The following is a 20,327-nucleotide window of genomic DNA, read 5'->3' as shown; positions in this document are numbered from 1 at the left end:
TACCTCGCCAAGCCGCTTCCTCTACTTGTGGTAGTTGCTGTATTGAGGTTTTACCCCCTTCCTATTCACGCCAGCGGGCCGTGGGCCTAACTTTCTGCTCAGTCTTCTTTGCTGTTGCTTCAATCTCCTTTCGGCACGACGCAAAAACTGGAGACACGGCACAGCTTGCCCACTGCTGTCGCCCACATCCAGCCCCACCACCTGGCCGGTGTACTCTGTCATCCAAGGCTTGGTACTGCGCTGGAGTGGCGTTGAGGAGTTTGGCTTCTCTGACCAGCGTGGGTGTATCTTATCGCAGGTCTAACAGGGCAAAAGCCGTCCTGGAAGGGCGGGGCTTCAGGCCTAGCTTCTTGGTAAAGTTTGGAACTGCCCGCATTCGGGATTGCCTTAAACTTCTCTTAAATCCTGTTTCACAGGTAACTGCTAGCATGAGGCCAACTTCACTCCCACCCCCGGAAAGGAAGGCCTTTATGAACTGGCTGATGCTGCTTGGTCTGCTTTGTCTTCCTGCCTCTCTGTTTTCGTTTGTTGAGTATTTGCGCTCCCAAAGGTTGGTTCAACAGCTCTCTGCAACTCGGTTGCTCAAGATAGCCGAGCTTCGCCATCTCGGTCAGACCAACCCCCAGGCAAAAGGAGCAAACTTGGCTCAAGTTTACGGCAGGGTTGTGTGCGATCGGCCTTTGGTATCGGAACTTTCGCGACAGCCTTGCGTCTACTACAAGTCTGAGATCTCTTGGGAGTATGACGAGATTGAATGCTATCGAAGGTATTTGAATAGCCAAGGCGATGTAGCGTATAGCGAACGGATCAGCGAAGGCGAATATCAGAACGCTCTACGCTTGGGATCCCGAGCAAAATCCTATCCGGGGGAGATGGTCGGGAAAAAGCCCGGCTTGGGCTACTCTGACTCCGGTTCTTTTCAGAAAAGGGTTGATCCCGACTACTCTAATTCTTTTCCACAAAAGCCCAACCCTGGCTACCCCGGTTCCGGTTCTTTCCAGAAAAAGCCTGGTTACCCCGACTACCCCCAGCAGCTTGGCTCTCCAGGCTATCCTCAAAAATCGCCGTTTTCCGAAGTAAGCTCTCCCCAAAAACACTACGCCAACGTGTATTACGATCCGAGCACAGGTCGGGAATATCTCCTTGAAAGAGAGACGAGAACGAGAGACGAAACCCTTCACTCGGTGGTTCGCCAGATCCCTTTTTTCATCGAAGACGAAACTGGAAGGGTGAGGGTGGATCCCACAGGTGCGGAGATAGAGGCTATGTCGGTTGTGGATGAGCATATTTTTCCAGGAAAAGGGCCCAGCCGGTTCAACTTCAATCTCAAGCGCTACCTTTCCGGAGTGAGAACAGAAAATCGCTCCACCCGAGCTTTTATCTATAAGGAATGGGTGATTCCGGTGGATGCGATGGCGTTTACCATGGGGCAGGTGCGTTTTGAGGCAGGGGATCCCGTGATCCGAAAACCCCTTTCTGGGGAAAGGTTTATGATTGCCCCCAAATCCCCTGAAGCCCTCTTGGAAGAGCAGCGCTCCAATGCCAGCAGCTACCTGGTGGGATCCGTCGTCCTGCTGGGTATCGGCATTTTCACCGTGCTCCACCTGCTGCAATCCCTGCAGCCTTATCGCTAGTTCCTGCCCAGGCAGAGGGAAGCCTACTGCCACTCACAACGACAAACCCAGCTTGAGCCCAAGCAGGGCATGGGCAAACAGTACACATAGAATGAGGCTGCCCACATAGGCATGGGTGGTGCGCAAAGCAGCGCGGTTGCCCCCAAAGCCGCTGAGGGACAAAGCTCCATTCACCGCCAACAACAGCAACACCAGGGATCCCGTCCAAAAATGGGGGCTGCTCAACAGGGGCTTCCCTTGCATCACCAGAGAAAGAAGGCCGCCAGTGTAGCCCAAGGCAATGAAGGTGGCCATCCAGGGGGCCAATTTGCGGTGGTCAAGCAGAGGCTTCTGGGCCGCTTCCGGCAGGGATCCCTCTGGCGCTGTGGAGGCGGCTGCCAGACGCAAGGCCCGTCCTCGCCACCCAGTCAGGCCGACAAAGCTGCCCATCACCACCACCACGATCCCCATCATCAAGGGGTGACCCCATTGCACAATGGGTTGGGGCAAGTTAAGGCCGGCAAAAAACTGGGCTACGGGCTGCAAGGTGGCGGCTAACCCATCCGAAGCTGCCGACAGATCCGGCAAGGCCAAGCTCAACAGGTTCATGGCGCTCCCTCTACCTCCGCAATAAATCTACAGCTGCTTAACAAATCTACAACACCCCAATTCTAGAATGGGAGGACATCAGTGATCTCCCTCAATTCGTTGAAGGGAGGACGTCAGCTGACCCATGCCAGCGGGAAGCTTCTGGTGGGCACCTGGCAGCGGTAGAATGTCTGACGGTAAAGCTGTGGCTGTGAGCGGCTCTCTCGCCACTGAGTGCTGAGCAAAACGGAGTTGTTGAGATGGCCAAGTTGTTGTTGGGGGATCAAGCCTTTGAGGTCGAGCTGCTGACGGATGTGCCCACCAATTGGCCGGGAATTAAAGTCATGTCTAAGGGGGCCAAGCTGGACATTCCAGCGGGAACTGTGGTGAAGGTGGAGGCCGAGGATGACCACATAGCCGGCTCCTATAAGGTGGTCTATCGTTTGGCGCCTGCCTATCCCCGCAGCTGGCGGCTACTCCTGGAGCGGGAGAGCGTCGCCACGGCGCCTCAGGTGGCATCGGCTCCAGAACCAGAGGTTGCTCAGGCCAGCAGCTCAGAAGGAGGGCTGCCCAATAGCGATAAAATCTTCGCCATCAAGGTATCCGGCCTCGTGGGAGGAGGTGTGCGCAGAAGTGTTGTCGAGTACAAAGTGCCCTTCAGCCGCCTTTCCCAAGAAGTGAAACGGATCACCCAAATGGGAGGCAAGATCGTCAGCATTGCCGAGTCCAATCTGCTAAGCACCCTTGAGTAGCGGGCGGCTTCCTGGGAGGTTCTGGGTTCTTTCAGGCCACCCGTCCAGGCCGTTCTGGTTCAAACAATTTCAACGAGGGATCCCTGTAGAAAGCATGCGGCGATTTCTCCCCTATCCCCAACCTGAGGATGGGGTGGTAGGCTGGCGTTGGTTTTGCCGTTGCCTGGAAGGCTGCCTTTTCCTGCTGTCCTGGGGGTGGGCTTTGGGTAGGAAAAGGCGTTCCGGCGAGGGCTGAGCTTTTGCAATTGGGAGTGGGGAGTGAGGCCATGACATCTCGACGACAGCCGACGCGCTTGGGAGGGTCGATGCCCCAAGGCCATGCAGGCTTTGGGTCAGCAAGGGGATCCCAGCCGTACCCCTCGCCCACTCCACGACAAAGCTTTTCCTCTTCCTCTCGACGTCCGCTGGCCAAGTCTCGACCGAGGTTACTCCCCTTCTTAAGCTTGCTGGTGATCCTGCTGGGATTTGGGGCTGGGGCCCTGGTGGCCTGGGCAACTGCTCATCCCGACTGGGTCAGCCGCCTGCCGGGGCTCTCGCCACCTCTAGCGGAGATCCCTGCCCCCCGCGCCCACGCTAAAGCGGCTCAACAGCGCTTGCCCATCTCCTTAGAGACCCAACTGGAGCGGGATCCCTTTGCTTTGGATCCCTTGGCCAGCCTTTCTTATGTGCCCGCCATCATGTATCACGATGTGGTGGCTGGCCGCAAGCAGGTCTGGTTCGACACTACGGCGGCGGAGCTGCGGCAACACTTTGAGGCCATTAAGCAGGCGGGGTTGACCCCCATCCACATCGACCAACTGTACAAACACCTGCGGGACGGGGATCCCTTGCCCGAAAAAGCCATTTTGCTCACTTTTGACGACGCCTACCTGGGCCTGTACGAGAACGCCTACCCCCTTTTGAAGGAGTACAACTACCCCGCCACCTACTTTGTGCAAACCGGCTTTGTCGGCGTGCCCACCAGCAAGGATCACTTCACCTGGGATCAGATGCGGGAGATGGATGCCAGCGGGCTGATCGACTTTGCCGCCCATACCGTCAACCATCCTCCTGATCTGCGGGTGCTAGACGATGCCCGCCTACGGCGAGAGGTGTTTGACTGCAAGGCCAAGTTGGAGCAGGAGCTGGGCCACCCCATCCACTACTTCGCCTATCCCGAAGGCAACCGGGACGAGCGGGTGAAGCAATACCTGGCCGAGGCGGGTTACTGGATGGCTTTTACGATGGATCCTGGCTTTACAGGACAATCGCCCAACCTGCTGGAGGTGCGGCGCTTTAACCAGTTTCGCCTCACCGAGGCCATTCTTGGCGCCCGCACCTTTAGCCTCAGCCGCAGCCTCGACTACTGGCTGGATGTGACCCAACCGTTGGCCTTGACCGACGAAGTGATCAACCAGGTGCGTGTTCTCACCCTTCGCGGCGGGCGGGCGGCTACGGTGCATGCGGAGCGGCGCTACGAGGTCAGCACCCTGGCCCAGCGCTACCAGGCCGATGCCGGCATCAATGGCAGCTTTTTCTCCATCCCTTGGATCAACTCTGCCAGCAATGTCATGGTGGGGCCGGCGATGGCTGCCAACCACAAGACCTTCATCCCCGGTCGTCCCGAAGATGACCAGGCAATCCGCGGCCGGCCGCTGGTGCTGCTGGGCAGGGATCGCCTCCGCTTTGTGCCCTTTGATCCCGACACCATGACCCACTTGGAGAACATCCGCCAGTTGATGCCGGATGTCACGGATCTGTTTGTGGCCGGTCTGTGGCTGGTTAAGGATGGCCATGCCCTCTCTCCGGCGGAGATCAACTCGTTCCGCCTTGCCAGCGCTGCTGAGTTTCGCCCCAGAGCTTTCTTTGGGGTAGATGACCAGGAGCGGGTGGTGATCGGAGTTACCAAAACCCACGTCAACGCCGCCATCCTGGCCAGTCTGCTGCCCAAAACCGGGATCCGGGAAGCCGTGCTGCTGGACTCTGGCTTTAGCACCTCCCTGGTCTACCAAGGGGAGATCCTCGCCACCGGCCATGCCGGTCCCAACCAGCCCAGCCGTCCTGTGCCCCATGCCATCTTGCTCTACGACCTGACTCGCCTTTGGCGGGAGGATCCCCATCCCGAGGCCAAGGCTGGCTCTGAGGGAGATCAGCTGGAAGGGCTAGTGCAACTTTTGCCAGCTAGCGACCAAGATGCAGCCAAAGCCCAGCTAGAGAGCGTCTTGGCCAGCCAACGCACTTTGAGGCGGGGGGATCGGGGGGCGGCGGTGGTGGCGGTGCAACTGGGGTTGAGCCACCTGGCCACTCAGCAGGGACGGCTGGATCTACTCCCTTCGGGCCCTGATGGGGTGTATGGTCAAGAGCTGGCCCAGGCAATGGCGGAATTGGTGCTGGCTGCACCTGAGCGCAGTGAGATGGGATCCCCCCTTCCAGCCACCCCTACCCCCCTGGTGGCCGGAACGGCGACAGCCCGCCAAGGGGTGGACATCATCGATGCTCAACTGCTGCGGCGTCTGCTGGAGCGCGTTAACTTGGCCTCTCCCTCGGTACTGGTGGATACGCGCTTGGAACGGCCTGCCCTGTCCCTGGAGCGCAAGCCAACCCGGAAACTGCTGCCCAGGGTTGCCTTCGGGCAGGACTAAGTCTTGTCTTCGCCTTCCAACCTAGGCCTTGGCGGGAAGCCTAGAAGACCCCCCTCCAACAGAGGCTATCTCTGAGAAAGACGGGCCTGCCGGCAACGAATACACCCATAACCTGGAAGGGTTTCTCCCGCAGCACCACTAGATCGGCTCTTAGGCCTGGGCGAAGGGCTCCCCGATCCTGCAGACCAACCGCCTGGGCAGGGTTGTGAGTGACCAAAGCTATGGCTTGGGGCAGATCCAGCAGCTGCTTCTCCGCCAAGGCAAAGGCAGCCCTCAAGGCTGAAGCGGGGGAGTAGTCAGTGGCCAAGGCGCCTAGGGCTCCTACTTGTAGAGCCTCCGAAGCGGAGAGATTGCCGACATGGGAGGATCCCCTCAGGGCATTGGGAGCCCCCATGACCACCAGCAGGCCCAGTTTCCGCGCTTCCAAAGCTGCTGCTAGGGTAACCGGAAACTCGCTAATTTTCAGGCCCATCTTGGCCATTAACTGAACCTTGGCGGGGCAGTCGTCGTCGTGGGAAGCCAAAGGTACCCCCAAAGCTTGCGCTTGCTGAGCCAATTGGGCAAAGCTCTGCAAGGTCTCCTCCCCCGCCTTGGCCGCCAAACTAGCGGCAACCTCCTCGGAAGGCCGGGCCAGATGGCGAGCCATGTAGCGGATGTAGTCCTCCGGCGTCCGGAATTGGCCTTGGCCGGGGGTGTGGTCCATGAAGGAAAGGAGATCCACCCAGCCTTGGCTGAGAGCTTGGCGAACAGCTGCTGCTCCCAAGGGGCGCGAGAGTTCATAGCGAGCGTGGATCCTCAAGTCCAGAGCCAGCTGGGAACGCAGCGCCACCAACTGCTCTGCCATAGCCAAGGCCGTTTCTGGGCTGCGCCAGCCAGGCAGGCCTTCCCAAAAGGACAGAGTTACAAAGGCAGTGGTAATCCCCGCCGCCAAAGCTCGGTTTTCCCAAATCCCCAAGGCCATGTCCACCGCCAGCTGTACCCCTGGGCGCGGCTCCAGCTCGGGCTCCAGGCTATCGGTATGGAGGTCGACTACGCCGGGCACCAGGGTAAGTCCTCGCAAAGGGATCCCTTCCCCCACTTGCCCCTGCCGAATCTCGGCAATCCGCTCCTCCTCCAGCCGCAGGGATCCCACCGGGAGGACACCATCGGGGAGAACTAGCTTAGGCCCTGCTAGCCACATTTGCCCTCACCTCCAGGGAATAGGTTTTGTCAACCAAACCCGACACATCGTCTAAGGAGTGAAAAACGCCAATGATAGCTGTTCCCTGCTGCTTCAAGGCTCGTAGGCGTTCTCGCAAGGCCAACTTGGCTGCAGTATCCAAGCTGGCGGTGGGCTCGTCCAGAAGCAGCAGCGGATAGGGGTGGATGAGAGAGCGAGCCAAGTTGACTTTCTGTTTCTCGCCCCCCGAGAAGCTGGTTGGAAAAGTCTCCAGCAACTCTGGCTTCAGACCCAGCTCCAGGAGCAGCTCTGCTGCTCGATGTCGCGCTTGGTTTTCCGCTACTCCCTGCCACAGCAAGGGCTCCGCAACCAGCTCCAAGGCCGTGGTGCGGGGCCTGGGATCCAGAAACTGGCTGACGTAGCCGATGCGCTCGCGGCGGATTGCTAACACCTCGCGATCCCCTAAGCGGGCCAGATCCACCGTTCCCAGAGGGGTCTGCAGGAGGGCTTGTCCTGCCGTAGGCCAATAGCTGCGGTAGAGGGTTCGCAGTAGAGAAGACTTGCCAGAGCCGTTGGGGCCCTCCAGCAGCAAAAACTCTCCGGCTTGCAGGGAAAAGCTCACCTGCTGGAAGGCCAGAACCTCTCGCCCCAGTCGGTGAAGAAAGAACCGCTTTTCTAAGTTAACGACCTGCAACACCTTGCCCTTCCTAAAGTCTTGCGGCAACCAGATCCTGGGTAAAGGGGTGGCGAGGATCCTCCAGCACTTGGTCGGCCAATCCCTCCTCCACTACCTCCCCCTGGTACAACACCACAATTCGATCCGCCACAGCCCTCACGACCGAGAGATCGTGGCTTACCAGGATGAGGCTCATCCCCAACTGCCGCTTGAGGCGGCGCAGAGTATCCAGAAAGGTGGCCTGCACCAGCAAATCCAAACCGGTGGTGGGCTCGTCCAAAAGAACAGCCAGAGGCTTTTGGACTAAAGCTTTGGCAATCTGTACCCGCTGGCGCTCTCCTCCCGAAAGAGAAGCTGGGGGATCCCCGGCTCGCTCTAAAGGAAAATCGGCTCGCTCCAAAGCCTCCTGCGCCTCCGCTTCCAGCACTCCAAACCGCCGTTCTCCTCTAAGGACAAGGGGCTCCGCAACATTAGTCAGGGCCGCAAAGCCCATGCGCAGGGCCTGGGCGGCATCCTGATAGACCATGGCCAGGTAGTGCCGCGCCGCAGGCTGCTCGTAGCGAGAGAGCAACAGCAGGTTACGTCCCTCCCAACCCGGCACGTTTAGCCGATACTCCCCCTGGGCTGTCTCCTGAAGGTAAAGGATCTTCAGAAGAGTAGTCTTGCCACTGCCGGAAGCTCCCACCACCCCCAGCACCTCTTGGGGATAGAGCTTGAGGCTGACGTTCTTAAGCGCCCAGCGATCCCCGTAGGCTTTGCAAACCTTGACCAGCTCCAGAAGGGGGGTCTCCTCAGCCATGCTCTTTCTCCACAAATAGAGGACCGCTCGTTTTCCCGGCCAGCAGCTTTTCCATATAGCCCTGGTCGGAGATTTCATAGGCCAAGCTGCCATCTTCTTGGGGAATGGCGTTGAGGAAGACGTGGCGGCAACCGCTGCGACGGCAGGATCCCAAAATGGGCTCCGGCTGGAAGGGCCGATCCACAAAGGCCAAGGGCTCCACCCGGGTGTAGGGAGGGACGGCATAGAGCCGCTTCTCCCGCCCGGCCCCAAAGAGGGTGATATGGGCTGCCAGATGCAGCTTGGGCAGATCCCAGCGGGGCAGAGGGCTGGGATCCATTCCATAGCGCCCATGGACCAGAACTGGGTAGGCCGCTCCCTTGCGGCTCTGGCCGTGGCGTAGGTGCTCCTCAAAAAGATCCACCCACAGCAGGCTATAGTCGCCCAGGGCATGTAGCTCCCGCGCCCTGGCGTCAGAGGGCTCCACATAGCGCAGAGGCTCAGGGATGGGAACTTGCAGGATTAGGATTTGACCTTCTTGGAGCCGCTCCTCGGGGATGCGGTGGCGGCTTTGGATGAGGGTGGCCTCCAGCGTGTCGGTGGTTGTTCGAGCGCCGCTGACCTGGGCAATGAAGCGGCGCAAGTTGGCGGCATTGACAGAGTCATCGGCCCCCTGGTCAATGACCTTCACCACGTCCTGCGGCCCCACCAGGCTGAGCGTAAGCTGCAATCCCCCTGTGCCCCAGCCGCGAGCCAGCGGCATTTCCCGGCTAGCAAAGGGAACTTGATGGCCCGGTATGGCCAGGGCCTTGAGAACCTTGCGCCGAATTTCTCGCTTGGCCTCCAGATCCAGGTAGGCATAGCTATGCTTGGGTTTCAAGGGAGTCCTCCTTTTGGAAGTGGCTCATCCAGTTGCTGAGAAAGGTTACGTAGTGGGGTAGCTTGTAGTGGAGGGCAAAGCCGGAGGCCTCCACGGGATCCGTATGCACCAGGACAAACTCCTCGCTGCGAGCCGGATGGCTGGGGCGATCCATTTCCAAATCCAGCATGGCGCCAGCGATGGCCCGCCCCTCGTTCCAACCCAGGCTAGCGGCAAAGCCCAAGCGGTATCCTTTTTCTCCGTGTCCCACCACCTCAGTAAAGACCAGGCGGATCCGCCCCAGGCGAAAGCTTCCCCCCCGCACAGGATGAAAGGCGCGTACCTCGAGATAGCCCACGCCCAACTCGGCAACCGTTGGGTGGGTGTGGACGTTGTAGGCGCGCATGGCGCTGTAGGCCAGAGCCAGAAGTCCCCCCGTATCTCCCCTGGCCAAAGCTTGCAGGCGGTGGGTCCGCGGCGCTGGAAACAGCAGTGGCTGCCGCGTCAAGTCGGGAATCTCTTCCCCTGGAGCAGGGCTACTGGCTTGCTGCTCTGCCGTGGGATCTTCTTCCAGCAGACCTTGCTCCCTCAGCCAGCTGCGCACAGAAGGATAGTGCTGGGCAGCAGCTACGGCCGCCGGCTCTAGCGGGGGGCTTTCAGAAAAGCCCAAAAGACGCAGGCTGTAGTCTAGGGTGGGCCCCAAGACCTGGCCGCCGGGAATGCTCTTGAAAGCCGAGGAAAGCCGACGCACCAGCAGGAGATCTTCCTTTTTCTGCAGCTGGGCTTTCCCTAGGCGGGGGAGAGTAGTCCGGTGTGCTCTCAGAAGCAGCAGGGCCTCGTAGAGGTCCCCCCCTGTCTGCACAAGGGCAGTGGCCGCCAGCTCCGGAGCCCACAGCCCCGCCTCTGCCATCACATGATCCAGGAGATAGGGCAGCCCAGCCAGCTGCTTTGTCCGGCCTCGCCTGCTTTTGGCTTCTGCCGCTGACAACAGCTCGCGAAAAAGGGCCTCGGCATTGAGAATGGCCTCTTGGCTGCCCCGCGCTACGACATAGCCCATCCACCCACCTCCACGCTTCGGGGTAAGCCTACCACTTGGGGGCCGTCAGTTAACAGGATGTCTACTCCCAGCGGGTAGGCCAGGATCTGGGAGCGCAGCTGCCAAAACAGAGAGGGCAAGCCTACAGCCAACTGGATCTCCCCAGCTATGCCGGGCCCTCTGAGCAACACAGGGGATCCCCGGCCCAAGGGGGCCCCCAGGATAAGGGTCGCTCCCGCTTCAGGCTCAAGGTGGGTGCCTCTTTTGAGAGCCAAAAGGCTGTCTGGGCCAGCGGGCAAACTCTCCAGCTGCTCGGCAAAGACAAAGTCAGCAGCCTCCAAAGCCACAGGCCGGGGATCCTGCCCACGCAAATCCGACAGCAGCCAGCTTGGCGCCCAAACCCCTACATTGCCATCCACCAGCGTCAGCCCAATGAGGCGAAAGGCTTGGCGAAGGGAGCGAGCGGGAAAGCTCTCCAGACGGCCAGGGTAGCTCAACGCCCTAACCAACGCCCGGAAGACCTGCTGGCTTTGCTTTTCTGCCAGTCCCGGTGTGGGGCCGTAGGCTTTGGACATCCCCAGGCTCACAGAGTCTCCACCTCCAGGCGAGTTGCAGCTACCTTGCGCCAGAGGCGCTCGTCTTCTTCTTGAAGATCCTTCTGGGCCGCTAGCGCCAAAGCCTGGATCTTCTCCACAGCAATTCCCGCCTGCAGAGCGGCGTCTAGGTAGGCCAGGGCGCGCGCCAGACGCGGCTTTTCCCCCAGCACCATCCCGTATCCTTCTACTCCCTTTTTTGGAAAGCGCAGCCAGACCTCGTAGACCAGCACTTCTCCCACGTAGAAGGGCGTCCCCGTGCGGGAGTCCTCAAAGGGGAGCGCCAGCAGCCCTGCCCCTTCCCTGAGCTTTTGGCTGGATCCCAGAGCAGGCCTGACCTCCCGCGCCAAAGCCAGCACCTCCTTCTCGGGGGCCTCCTGCAACAGCTCTAGCATCTCTAGGGGCTGCATCCCAGCCTCCTAAATCAGGGTCTGGCGGATCCGCGCCGAAACTTTGTCAATTGTAAATACAGCCAGCAGAATCAGCAGAACAACCGTGGCCGCATCTTGAAAGCGAAAGGCTCGTATGGTCTGCATCAAATCAAACCCAATGCCCCCTGCCCCCACCAAGCCCAAGACCGTTGCCGAGCGCACGTTAACCTCAAAAAGGTAGAGAGTACTGGAGTAAAAGGCAGGAGCCACTTGTGGCCAGAAGCCATAGGCGATAACCAGGAGAGGGTGGGAACCTGTAGCCTCTACCGCCTCCACCTGCTTCATATCTACTGTCTCGATGGCCTCTGAGAGGAGCTTGCCTGCCACACCCGCCGTGTGCAGGGTCAAAGCTAGGATCCCTGGCAAGGGTCCTAGGCCAATTGCGGCCACAAAAACCAATGCCAAGACCAGTTCATTGAGCCCCCTGAGGACATCCATGAGCCCGCGCACAAGCAGGTAAACCGCAGGGGAACGCATGACATTTCTGGATCCCAGGAAGGCCAAGGGAACCGTGAGAAAAGTGGCCAGGAAGGTGCCCCAGAGGGCCATCATCAGGGTTTGCAACAGGGAGTAAAGGAAGTTGGGCAAGAAGTAAAAGCTGGGAGGAAAGAAGCGAGCCAAGAAGGCCGCACTCCTCCCCAAGCCAGCTAACAACTTTCCTGGCGAGATCTCGGCAGGCTCCGCCGTCAGCAAGAGAGCGAGAAAAACCCCCCCATACAGCACAACCGTGCTCAGCTCCCTGCGCTTAAGCTCTGCTGGCAGGGGGGGAAGTCTCCTAGAGTTGGCACTCAGGTTTCTTAAGAGCATCGTTGACCTTGCGGAAGGGATCGTAATCTGCGTCGCTAGCCGGCTCAAAGCCCTTCAGCCCACGAGCCTCCAGCCATTTCTGACCCTCCGGCGTGTTTTCGTACTCCAGATAGACCGTGCGCAAGGCCTCCTTGAGATCCTCTGGCAGATCTTTACGGTAGGCCCAGGGAGAGGAAGGAATGGGATCCGATCTCCAGATGACCTCAAAGTCCTCTATGCCTTTGATCTGCCCCTTGTTGGTGGCAAGGCTGATCCCGGTATCCCAGGTTACACCAACGGGAATGGTTCCCTGAGCTATCCCCAAGATGACCGACTCGTGGTTGCCAGCAAAAACCACCCGCTTGAAATACTCCTTGGGCTTGATTTTGGCCTCAAGACAGAAGTGGGCCATGGGCACCTTGAAGCCAGAGGTGCTCTCTGGGTCGACGAAAGCAAAATCTTTGCCCTTGGCGTCTTCTAGAGTTTTGATGCCACTGCCTTTCTTGGAAAGTATCAAGGAGTGATAAACGGTACCCGAGCGCAGCGAGTCCTCTTTCACGAACGCTTCAATGGGAGCGTTGGCCTTTTCAATGGCATCTACGTAGGAGCCAGGGCCGTAGAAAGCTACGTGAGTTTGGCCTTGTGCCTGGGAGACCATCACCGCCGTGTAGTCACCGGCCACAAACAGGCGGACGGGGATCCCCAGTTTTTGTTTGAGATAATCCAAAAAGGGAGCATAGCGAGCTTCGTAATCGGCAGCACTCTCCACCGGTACTTCAGCAATCACCAGCTCCTTGGGCCAGTTTTGCTTCTGAGCCAGCCCTGGAACCCAGCTGGAAATTCCCATGAGGAAGGCAGCAAGGAACAGAATTTTTCTTCTCCGCATAAGGTTTTCTCCTTTGCAGTTAACTTGCGGTTGAAGGTGGATCTTGTTAGACCATCAAGGTTGAGGAAAACCATTCGCTTGCCTCGTGGGTTTCCTTCTCCCCAAAGTAGAGCTCCTTTTCCTTTTCAGAGGTAAAATCGGAAAGCGGCCCATTGAAGAAAACCTGGCCCTCCTTGAAAGCAACGACTCGATCGGCGTAATGGCGCACCATTTCTAGGTGGTGCAGGGTAACCAGCAACGGAATCCCCTGGCGGCGCACCGCTCCCAGCAGCAGCTCCATAATTACCTTTGCATTTTTAGGATCCAAAGCCGAAATGGGCTCGTCGGCCAGAATCAGGGCTGGCTCCTGGATCAAGGCGCGAGCAATACCCACTCGCTGCTGCTGCCCCCCTGAGAGAGCGTCGGCCCTTTGCCAGGCATGCTCTAGCAACCCTACCTCTTCCAGCAGCTTTTCCGCCTTGGCCAAATCCTGAACAGAAAAGTGCTTGAAAAGACCCCGAATGGGACTCATGTGAGGCAGACGCCCAACAAGAACGTTTTCCAGAACCGTCAGGCGCCCGATGAGTTGAAAGGTCTGGTAGACCATGGCCGTGCGCCTGCGCAGCTGTTGCAGGGCATCCCTTTGGCCTTCATGGAGAGGAAGAGAATCAACCCAAACTTTTCCGCCGCTGAGCTTGACCATCCCTTTCAAAAGCCTAAGAAAGGTCGACTTTCCTGCTCCCGAAGGTCCGATCAAGGCCACAACCTGCGCTCCATCGCCAAATAGGTCAAGGTAAACCTCCCTTAGGGCAACCTTGTTTTTGAAGGCAACCCAAAGGTTCTCGACTTGGATGCGCATAAGCTACCTCACGGCGGGAAAACCGGTAACAAACTTAGCAGATTGGCCTGATACTGAAGTTAAAACCAAGTTAAGCTTTGCTGGCCTGGGCAGCAGGACTTCTCAATGGCTTCTCGAAACTGGCTTTGGCCTGGAGGGCGCTCTTGGAGGTACCCCTGGGAGAGCTTGCTCTGCTATCCTGCTAATAATCTCGATTGATTTTCTGCCAAACCCTTATGGCTGCTGCTGTGATCTCGGGCCTCTCTTGGCAGTCCCCCAGAGCCCTTTCACCGGAGGAGATGGCTTGGTTAGGCAGCCTCACCTACAATGAGCAGGGCCTGATCCCGGCCATCGTGCAGGACTACCTGGACGGAACAGTGCTGATGATGGCCTGGATGAACCGGGAATCGCTGCAAAAAACCCTGGAAACAGGCCGCACCTGGTTTTGGAGCCGCTCGCGGCAGGCGTTGTGGCCCAAGGGGGAAACTTCTGGCCATGTGCAGTGGGTCAAACAAATCCGCTACGACTGCGACGGCGACGCCCTGGTCATCCTGGTGGAGCAGGTGGGGGATGCAGCGTGCCACACAGGAGCGCGGAGCTGTTTCTTTCGCCCTTTGCAAAGGGATCCCATCCCGGCAGCCGATACCCTGTCGCAGGTGTTTGCCGTGGTCAAGGCCCGCCAGGCGGATCCCCGTCCCGATTCCTACACCAGCAGCTTGCTAGCCAAGGGGGAAAATGCCATTTTGAAGAAACTTGGCGAGGAGACGGCTGAGGTGGTGATGGCGGCTAAGGATCAAGACCGCGTGGCTTTGGCCCGTGAGATGGCCGACCTCTGGTACCACTGCCTCGTGGCCCTTGCTCACTATCAGGTAGATGTTAGGGATGTCTATCGCCAGCTCCAAGCCCGCCGTTCCGCCAAGTGAAAGGGCCATGTCCCCCGAAGGCGGTGCTCCCGCAGATCCCTCTCCGTCCTCTTGGGATCCCTCCCTGGACAAAGCCCACCTGGATTTACGAGCCGCGCGCTGTGGCCAAGTGGATCTGGAAACCGATCGGGAGACCTTGGCCCGTTACCTGAGAGGCCATGCCCAGTGGATCCAGCGGTGCTTCAGGCCATTGCAGGTGGAAGCTTTGTCTGCCGAGACTTACAGGTTGCAGTTTTTCCGCATGGGCGGGCTGGGGTTTGAGCTGGAGCCCAGTTTTGGGGTCAAGATCTGGCCGGATAAAGATTACCGGTTTTGTCTGACCTCGATTGAGTTGCCCGGCGATGAGGGAATGCCTTACCGGGTTAACTGCCAAGCCGATTTCCGGCTGGAGGAGCTACAGGGATCCCTGAAAGACCTGCCCACCACCCGTGTTCACTGGGCTCTTCATCTGGAGATCTGGCTGGCTTTGCCCAGGTTTTTGCAGGTTCTGCCCCGCAAGTTGGTTTATCGGGTGGCCCGTCAAGTGGTGCAGCAGGTAACCCGCGGCCTCAGCGATCGCTTTACCGACAATGTCTGCCGGGATTTCTACCGCTCCATTGGCCGTCCAGATTGCCCCTATCGCCTAGTTGTTGTGGAAGAGAAAGCATGATACCCTGCAAGCGGGATCAGTTGCCGGTCGGCTTTTGAGCCTTGCTCCGGCAACCGGTGATGGAGTTCACCGCAACCGCCTCGCACCGATTCAGAATTCTTCTGGGATTGTTCTGACATCCAAGGCTGAGGCTGATGACTCCTACACTTCTGGGGGTATCCAGGGGGTAGGAGTTTTTGGCTTTGCGTCCGCACTCCCCAGAGGCTCTCCCCCCTGAGTTGCCCTTCAACACGGCAAGGAGAGAGGATCTGTTGATGCTGGGCAGTTGGCTGTGGATCCTGGTCATGGGCTTTTTTGTCGGCCAGATCGTGGGTCGGTTGGGGATGCCCCCCCTGCTGGGGATGATCCTCGTGGGGATCTTGCTGGGAGATGTCCTATCCCCGGAGGTGCTGGCAGCGGCGGGGGATCTGCGGGTGGTGGCGGTGATGATCATTTTGATGAAGGCGGGCCTGGGGATGGATCGGGAGAAGCTGGCCCAGCAGGGATCCGTGGCGTTGCGGCTGGGGTTTTTGCCGGCAGCCTGCGAGGCGGTGGCGGTGGCCCTGTTGAGCACCTGGATCCTGGGGTTGGACTGGCCTACCGGTTTGCTGTTGGGCTGCGTGATTGGGGCGGAGTCGCCAGCCGTGATCGTGCCGGAGATGTTGCGCCTCAAAAGCCTGGGCTGGGGGGTGGCCAAGGGGATCCCGGATGCTATTTTGACCGGCAGCGCCCTTTCCGATGTGCTGCTGCTCTTAGGGTTTAGCCTGTTGCTCAGCTTTTTGGGCCAGGGCTCTGCAGAGAGCGTTCGCCTGCTGGGGCTGGAGCTATCGCCGCTGCAGTGGCTGCCGTTCCAAGTGGGGATGGAGATCCTGCTGGGCATAGCCATAGGCTACCTGGGGGCGCGGGTTCTGGTGTCGCTGCTAACCCAACAAAACTGGACTCGCAACAGCGTGCAGGAAGTGCTGCTGGCTGCCTGCATGGCCTTGGGCTTGGTGCTGGCGCCGCAGGTGTGGCCCTATTTTTCCGGCTATCTGGCGGTGATGGCCATGGGGTTTTTTCTGATTGAGCTGGATGCCCCTTTGGCGCGGCGGCTGCGGGGTGGGTTCGATGCCCTCTGGACGGTGGCGGAGATCGTGTTGTTTGTGCTACTGGGAGCGTCGCTGGATCTGGGGGTGCTGGGATCCGTGTTCTGGCCGGGCTTGCTGCTCTTAACCCTGAGTCTGCTGCTGGGGCGGGGCCTGGGTTGGTGGCTTTCCACTCTGGGAAGCAATTGGAACGGGCGGGAGCGGCTGTTTTTGCTACCGGGCAACATGGCCAAGGCGACGGTGCAGGCGGCTATTGGTGGGATCCCTTTGGCCCAAGGGATCCCCGGTGGGGAGATCATTTTGGCTTTGGCGGCTCTGTCGATTTTGGTCACGGCCCCCCTGGGTGCTTGGCTGACCCAGGTGTGTGCTCCCCGGCTTTTGGAAAAAGGAGAGGTGGATCCCACCAAGGTAGGCAGCCAGGGCAAGGTGAGCTTTTTGGCAGCGGTGGACACCTCCCCTTTGGCCGAAGCCGTGCTGCGCAAGGTGGCCGATTTGGCGCGGCGGGTGGATGGGGAAGTGATTGTGTTGCATGTTACCGATAAGCCGCAGGGGAAAGGGGTAGAACTGTTGCGGCAACTCACCCAGCGTCTTTTGGCGGATATTCGCCACCAGTTTTGCTTGGCCTCGGGGCCCTTGGCAGAGACCATCGTAACCCTAGCTCAGGAGCGGCAGGTAACCGACATCGTCATGGGCAAGCGGGGCCACCGCGGCTGGGAGCAGGTTTTGGTGGGATCCACTTCCCAAGCGGTGTTGGAAACCAGCCCGATTCCGGTAATTTTGGTAGAGGAAGAGGACTTCAAGAGAAGCAGGATCCCTATCTCTGAGGGCAGAAAAAGCTAAGGATCCCACCTTTTCCGTAGGAAGTTCTGGGAACACAGTTCAAGGAGAATAGATGCGCTTGCAATCGGTGTGGGCTTACCTAAACCATGGCTTGGTCTCTCCCAGTTTGAGAGTTCCGTTTGCGGTTGCGTTGGGGGCTATTGGCGGATCCCTGAGTCGCTACTATCTATCCCTCTGGTTTGCGGAGCGATTTGGCCCTAGCTTTCCCTACGGAACCCTGTTCATCAACTTATCGGGTTGTGTGGTCATGGGTTGGTTCATGACCGTGGCTATGGAACGCCCTGAGATCTCACCGGAAATTCGCCTGCTGTTCGGGGTGGGATTCCTGGGTTCCTACACCACCTTTTCTACCTATGAACTGGATACCTTTAGCCTCTGGCAGCAACATCGCTTTGCTACTGGGCTTGTCTATTGGCTCGGTTCTTGCCTATTTGGAGCCTTGGCTATGGAGCTTGGGATCCTGTTGGCACGATTGTGGCGATAACGTTTAACGTAACCCCTATCAATCAGCAATCTATCCATCCAAAAGCCAGGTGCAGCAACTGGTCATTTTGGGCAATAACTTTTTTCTTAAAAGCACCGGGATCCCCACTAGTCAACCCCCTGGAATTTCTTATCTTAAGGAGCACTCTTCACCAAAGCAATATACAGTTTTTCCAGCGTTACTCACTACAGCCAATGCCAGCCAATCTCTTGCCTGACAAGGATCCCACTTCACTGTAGACCTTATGTGAAGCGGAAAAATCTGTAACCATGACAATCGCAACAGCCCAAAAACAAAAGGGATACAAGTATGCTAGATGATGAACCAGAAGTTTATAAATTGGATATTTACATCGGCGAGTCAGACCGTTGGCAAGGGAAGCCTCTCTACCTGGCTCTGCTGGAGCTAGGTCGTCAGCGTGGGCTAGCTGGTGGTACTGTGGTGCGAGCTATTGCTGGCTTTGGTCGAAACAGTCATATTCGCAGCAGTAACCTTCTAGAGCTTTCCACAGATCTGCCCATTTTGGTAACTTTCATCGACACGCCGGAAAAAATCAAAGCCTTTCTACCGGAAGTAAAAACTCTGATGCATGACGGTCTAGTTACTTGCCATAGGGTACAAGTATTCCATCATGTTCCTCATCAACAACAATAGTCCAGATCTGAAAATAGATTCCCCATTGCCAAGGAGCTGGTTATGCCCGATTCCCCTTCTGCCCTGCGCTTTATTGTTTTGCTGGGGATCGTCAGCCTCTGCGCCGATGCCACCTACGAAGGGGCACGCAGCATTTCTGGAGCTTTTTTGGGATCCCTAGGGGCCAGCGGCACGGTGGTGGGCCTGGTGGCCGGCGGGGGGGAGCTATTGGCCTATGGCTTGCGGTTGGGGGTGGGCTATTGGAGCGACCAGCTGGGCAGGGATCCCTTGCACCGCAGTCGGGGGCACTGGCAGCTCACCACCTTGGGCTATGTCATCAACACGGCGGTGATCCCGGCTTTGGCCTGGGTGGGCAGTTGGCCTTGGGCCGCCGTGCTGCTCTTGGCCGAGCGGACCGGCAAAGGGATCCGCACCCCGCCGCGGGACGTGTTGCTTTCTCATGCAGCCCTGCAGGTGGGACGGGGCTTGGGGTTTGGCCTGCATGAGACCCTAGATCAAATTGGGGCAGTGGCAGGGCCGCTGCTGGTGGCAGCCATGCTAGGAGCGGGATATGGCTTCCGGGGCGCGTTTTTGGCCTTGGGGATCCCGGCGGCAATAGGACTGGGGGTTTTGGGGCTGGCGCAATGGCTCTATCCCAGCCCACGAGACTTCGAGCCGGAGCCGGAGATGACCTCGGCAAAAGGCTTGCCCAGAGTTTTCTGGCTGTATCTTTTGGCAGCAGCCTGTGTGGCTATGGGGTTTGCGGATTTTCCCCTCATTGCCCTGCATCTGCAACAACAGTCAGGGAGCGATGGGGCAGGGATCCCTTTGCTCTATGCCCTGGCCATGGGGGTGGATGCCCTGGCCGCCCTGGGATGTGGCTGGCTGTTTGACCGCGTGGGGCTGTGGAGCTTGCTGGGAGCGGTGGCGGTATCGGCTGGATTTGCGCCGCTGGCCTTTTCCGGTACCTATGCTCTGACGGTGCTGGGCATGGTGCTCTGGGGCATTGGCTTGGGGGCCCAAGAATCCATCATGAAGGCGGCGGTGGCCGGTATGGTAGCTCCCGAGACGAGGGGCTTTGCCTTTGGCCTGTTTACCAGTGTCTATGGATTGGCTTGGTTTGTGGGCAGCGCCCTGATGGGGGTGCTTTACGATTTCTCCCTGACTGGCTTAGTGCTCTTTTCGGTAGTCACTCAAGGGCTGGGGGCGGCTATCCTGCTGGCTCTAGTGTCCAGGAGGCAGGCCGAGGTGGGCTGATGAAAAGCCCCTGCACCAGATTACGGTGCAGCTCTTCGGGGGTTTCGTTTGTGCTAGTGGTGAGGAGCACCATCCCCTCAGGTTTTGGGCCACCTCCAGGAGCTTTTGTCAGAACCCGATTTTCAGAACTGATCCTTCATACCGCGCAGGCGAGCGAAGACCCGCACCGGATCCTGGAGCCCGGTGGCTGCCTGCAAAGCCGGCTGATCCCAACGCAAGAAGGGATTGGTGCGGCGTTCCTCGCCAATGGTGCTGGGGACAGTCGGGGATCCCGTCTGGCGCAGGGCAGCCACCTGCTGATAACGCGCCTGCAGGTCGGGGTTGTCTCCATCCACTGTCAGGGCAAACCTGAGATTGTTCAAGGTGTATTCGTGGGCACACCACACCCGTGTGGCTTCCGGCAACTGCCGCAGTTGATCCAGGGATCCCACCATCTGCTCCGGCGTGCCTTCAAACAGCCGCCCGCATCCCCCGGCAAACAGGGTATCGCCACAGAAGAGATCCCCACTCTCGGAAAAGTAGTAGGCAATATGGCCGCGGGTATGGCCGGGCACAAACAGCACCTTTGCTAGCCGACCCGCAAACTCCACTGTTTCCCCTGCCTTGAGCTCCACCGTCTGGCCAGGGATCCGCCCCCGATCCACCTGGCTGCCATAGACTCTGGCACGGGGATAGCGCTCCAAAAGCTGTCGGTTGCCCCCCACGTGGTCGTGGTGGTGGTGGGTGTTGAAAATGGCCACCAACTCCGCCCCCAGCTCGGCCAGCTTTTCCAACACGGGCTCAGCCACTGCCGGATCCACCACGGCTGCTGTTGCAGTGTCGGGATTGTGGAGCAGGTAGATGTAGTTATCGCGCAGGGCAGGCAACTGGAGAACGCGCATG

At 58.8% G+C, this 20,327-nt stretch carries 21 protein-coding genes and 1 riboswitch; of the genes, 9 read left to right on the top strand and 12 right to left on the bottom strand.

Annotation, left to right across the window (positions count from 1 at the left end):
* Nucleotides 1-428 precede the first annotated feature (428 nt).
* Nucleotides 429-1,634 (top strand): E3 ubiquitin ligase family protein, encoded by a 1,206-nt coding sequence (locus tag ACVWZF_RS01305; protein WP_414416699.1) that lies wholly within the window; start codon nucleotides 429-431, stop codon nucleotides 1,632-1,634.
* Between the two features lie 33 nt (nucleotides 1,635-1,667).
* On the opposite strand, the gene ACVWZF_RS01300 is transcribed toward ACVWZF_RS01305, so the two are convergent.
* Complete coding sequence (locus ACVWZF_RS01300) at nucleotides 1,668-2,222, bottom strand: DUF4079 domain-containing protein (RefSeq protein WP_011431843.1); 555 nt, start codon at nucleotides 2,220-2,222, stop codon at nucleotides 1,668-1,670.
* Between the two features lie 239 nt (nucleotides 2,223-2,461).
* Between ACVWZF_RS01300 and ACVWZF_RS01295 the strand changes: the two genes are divergently transcribed.
* Complete coding sequence (locus ACVWZF_RS01295) at nucleotides 2,462-2,953, top strand: phycobilisome linker polypeptide (protein ID WP_071818135.1); 492 nt, start codon at nucleotides 2,462-2,464, stop codon at nucleotides 2,951-2,953.
* 266 nt (nucleotides 2,954-3,219) lie between these two features.
* Nucleotides 3,220-5,574 carry a polysaccharide deacetylase family protein gene (locus ACVWZF_RS01290; protein WP_457410628.1) on the top strand — a complete coding sequence of 785 codons (2,355 nt, stop codon included), beginning with the start codon at nucleotides 3,220-3,222 and terminating at the stop codon, nucleotides 5,572-5,574.
* Nucleotides 5,575-5,614: 40 nt separating this feature from the next.
* Here ACVWZF_RS01290 and ACVWZF_RS01285 read toward each other — a convergent pair whose 3' ends face one another.
* The 10 genes from ACVWZF_RS01285 to ACVWZF_RS01240 are packed head-to-tail and all read right to left on the bottom strand — an operon-like array spanning nucleotide 5,615 to nucleotide 13,616.
* Entirely contained in the window at nucleotides 5,615-6,754 is a 1,140-nt protein-coding gene (locus ACVWZF_RS01285) for an alpha-D-ribose 1-methylphosphonate 5-triphosphate diphosphatase (protein WP_011431840.1), read from the bottom strand.
* On the bottom strand, nucleotides 6,735-7,430 hold the full coding sequence (locus ACVWZF_RS01280) for an ATP-binding cassette domain-containing protein (protein WP_011431839.1): 696 nt from the start codon (nucleotides 7,428-7,430) through the stop codon (nucleotides 6,735-6,737). Before ACVWZF_RS01280 ends, ACVWZF_RS01285 begins: the two co-directional genes overlap by 20 nt.
* 10 nt (nucleotides 7,431-7,440) lie before the next feature.
* Entirely contained in the window at nucleotides 7,441-8,208 is a 768-nt protein-coding gene (locus tag ACVWZF_RS01275; protein ID WP_011431838.1) for an ATP-binding cassette domain-containing protein, read from the bottom strand.
* Entirely contained in the window at nucleotides 8,201-9,067 is an 867-nt protein-coding gene (locus ACVWZF_RS01270; protein ID WP_011431837.1) for an alpha-D-ribose 1-methylphosphonate 5-phosphate C-P-lyase PhnJ, read from the bottom strand. Before ACVWZF_RS01270 ends, ACVWZF_RS01275 begins: the two co-directional genes overlap by 8 nt.
* The gene (locus ACVWZF_RS01265) at nucleotides 9,051-10,103 is read right to left on the bottom strand and encodes a carbon-phosphorus lyase complex subunit PhnI (RefSeq protein ID WP_457410627.1); all 1,053 of its coding nucleotides are present in this window, start codon (nucleotides 10,101-10,103) and stop codon (nucleotides 9,051-9,053) included. Before ACVWZF_RS01265 ends, ACVWZF_RS01270 begins: the two co-directional genes overlap by 17 nt.
* Nucleotides 10,088-10,657, bottom strand: coding sequence for a phosphonate C-P lyase system protein PhnH (phnH, locus tag ACVWZF_RS01260; RefSeq protein ID WP_011431835.1), 570 nt, complete (start codon nucleotides 10,655-10,657; stop codon nucleotides 10,088-10,090). Before phnH ends, ACVWZF_RS01265 begins: the two co-directional genes overlap by 16 nt.
* An 8-nt stretch (nucleotides 10,658-10,665) precedes the next feature.
* Nucleotides 10,666-11,085 (bottom strand): phosphonate C-P lyase system protein PhnG, encoded by a 420-nt coding sequence (gene phnG, locus ACVWZF_RS01255; RefSeq protein ID WP_011431834.1) that lies wholly within the window; start codon nucleotides 11,083-11,085, stop codon nucleotides 10,666-10,668.
* 9 nt (nucleotides 11,086-11,094) lie between these two features.
* Nucleotides 11,095-11,913, bottom strand: a complete 819-nt coding sequence (gene phnE, locus ACVWZF_RS01250) for a phosphonate ABC transporter, permease protein PhnE (protein WP_457410626.1) — start codon at nucleotides 11,911-11,913, stop codon at nucleotides 11,095-11,097.
* Nucleotides 11,882-12,778 (bottom strand): phosphonate ABC transporter substrate-binding protein, encoded by an 897-nt coding sequence (gene phnD, locus ACVWZF_RS01245; RefSeq protein ID WP_457384687.1) that lies wholly within the window; start codon nucleotides 12,776-12,778, stop codon nucleotides 11,882-11,884. Before phnD ends, phnE begins: the two co-directional genes overlap by 32 nt.
* Before the next feature lie 46 nt (nucleotides 12,779-12,824).
* Nucleotides 12,825-13,616: a phosphonate ABC transporter ATP-binding protein gene (locus ACVWZF_RS01240; RefSeq protein WP_011431831.1), complete on the bottom strand. Its 792-nt coding sequence runs from the start codon at nucleotides 13,614-13,616 to the stop codon at nucleotides 12,825-12,827.
* Between the two features lie 278 nt (nucleotides 13,617-13,894).
* On the opposite strand from ACVWZF_RS01240, the gene hisIE reads away from it, so the two are divergent.
* From hisIE to ACVWZF_RS01210, 6 genes are all read left to right on the top strand, one after another.
* Nucleotides 13,895-14,518 (top strand): bifunctional phosphoribosyl-AMP cyclohydrolase/phosphoribosyl-ATP diphosphatase HisIE, encoded by a 624-nt coding sequence (gene hisIE / locus ACVWZF_RS01235; RefSeq protein WP_457410625.1) that lies wholly within the window; start codon nucleotides 13,895-13,897, stop codon nucleotides 14,516-14,518.
* Between the two features lie 7 nt (nucleotides 14,519-14,525).
* On the top strand, nucleotides 14,526-15,167 hold the full coding sequence (locus ACVWZF_RS01230; protein WP_457410623.1) for a DUF1997 domain-containing protein: 642 nt from the start codon (nucleotides 14,526-14,528) through the stop codon (nucleotides 15,165-15,167).
* Nucleotides 15,168-15,213: 46 nt separating this feature from the next.
* Nucleotides 15,214-15,318: riboswitch (Fluoride riboswitch) on the top strand.
* A 103-nt stretch (nucleotides 15,319-15,421) separates the two neighbouring features.
* Complete coding sequence (locus ACVWZF_RS01225) at nucleotides 15,422-17,071, top strand: cation:proton antiporter domain-containing protein (protein WP_457410663.1); 1,650 nt, start codon at nucleotides 15,422-15,424, stop codon at nucleotides 17,069-17,071.
* Nucleotides 17,072-17,123: 52 nt separating this feature from the next.
* Nucleotides 17,124-17,555, top strand: a complete 432-nt coding sequence (gene crcB / locus ACVWZF_RS01220; protein ID WP_414351171.1) for a fluoride efflux transporter CrcB — start codon at nucleotides 17,124-17,126, stop codon at nucleotides 17,553-17,555.
* Between the two features lie 309 nt (nucleotides 17,556-17,864).
* Nucleotides 17,865-18,209, top strand: a complete 345-nt coding sequence (locus ACVWZF_RS01215) for a DUF190 domain-containing protein (protein ID WP_011431825.1) — start codon at nucleotides 17,865-17,867, stop codon at nucleotides 18,207-18,209.
* Nucleotides 18,210-18,251: 42 nt separating this feature from the next.
* A complete protein-coding gene (locus tag ACVWZF_RS01210) occupies nucleotides 18,252-19,445 on the top strand; it encodes an MFS transporter (RefSeq protein ID WP_011431824.1) in 1,194 nt (397 codons plus the stop codon).
* 122 nt (nucleotides 19,446-19,567) lie between these two features.
* Here ACVWZF_RS01210 and gloB read toward each other — a convergent pair whose 3' ends face one another.
* Nucleotides 19,568-20,326: a hydroxyacylglutathione hydrolase gene (gene gloB, locus ACVWZF_RS01205; protein WP_011431823.1), complete on the bottom strand. Its 759-nt coding sequence runs from the start codon at nucleotides 20,324-20,326 to the stop codon at nucleotides 19,568-19,570.
* Nucleotide 20,327: the final 1 nt, after the last annotated feature.

It is taken from the genome of Thermostichus sp. OS-CIW-30 (assembly GCF_054060215.1).
The sequence above is the reverse complement of the archived record's forward strand: the minus strand, read 5'-3'. Positions and strand labels throughout refer to the sequence as shown.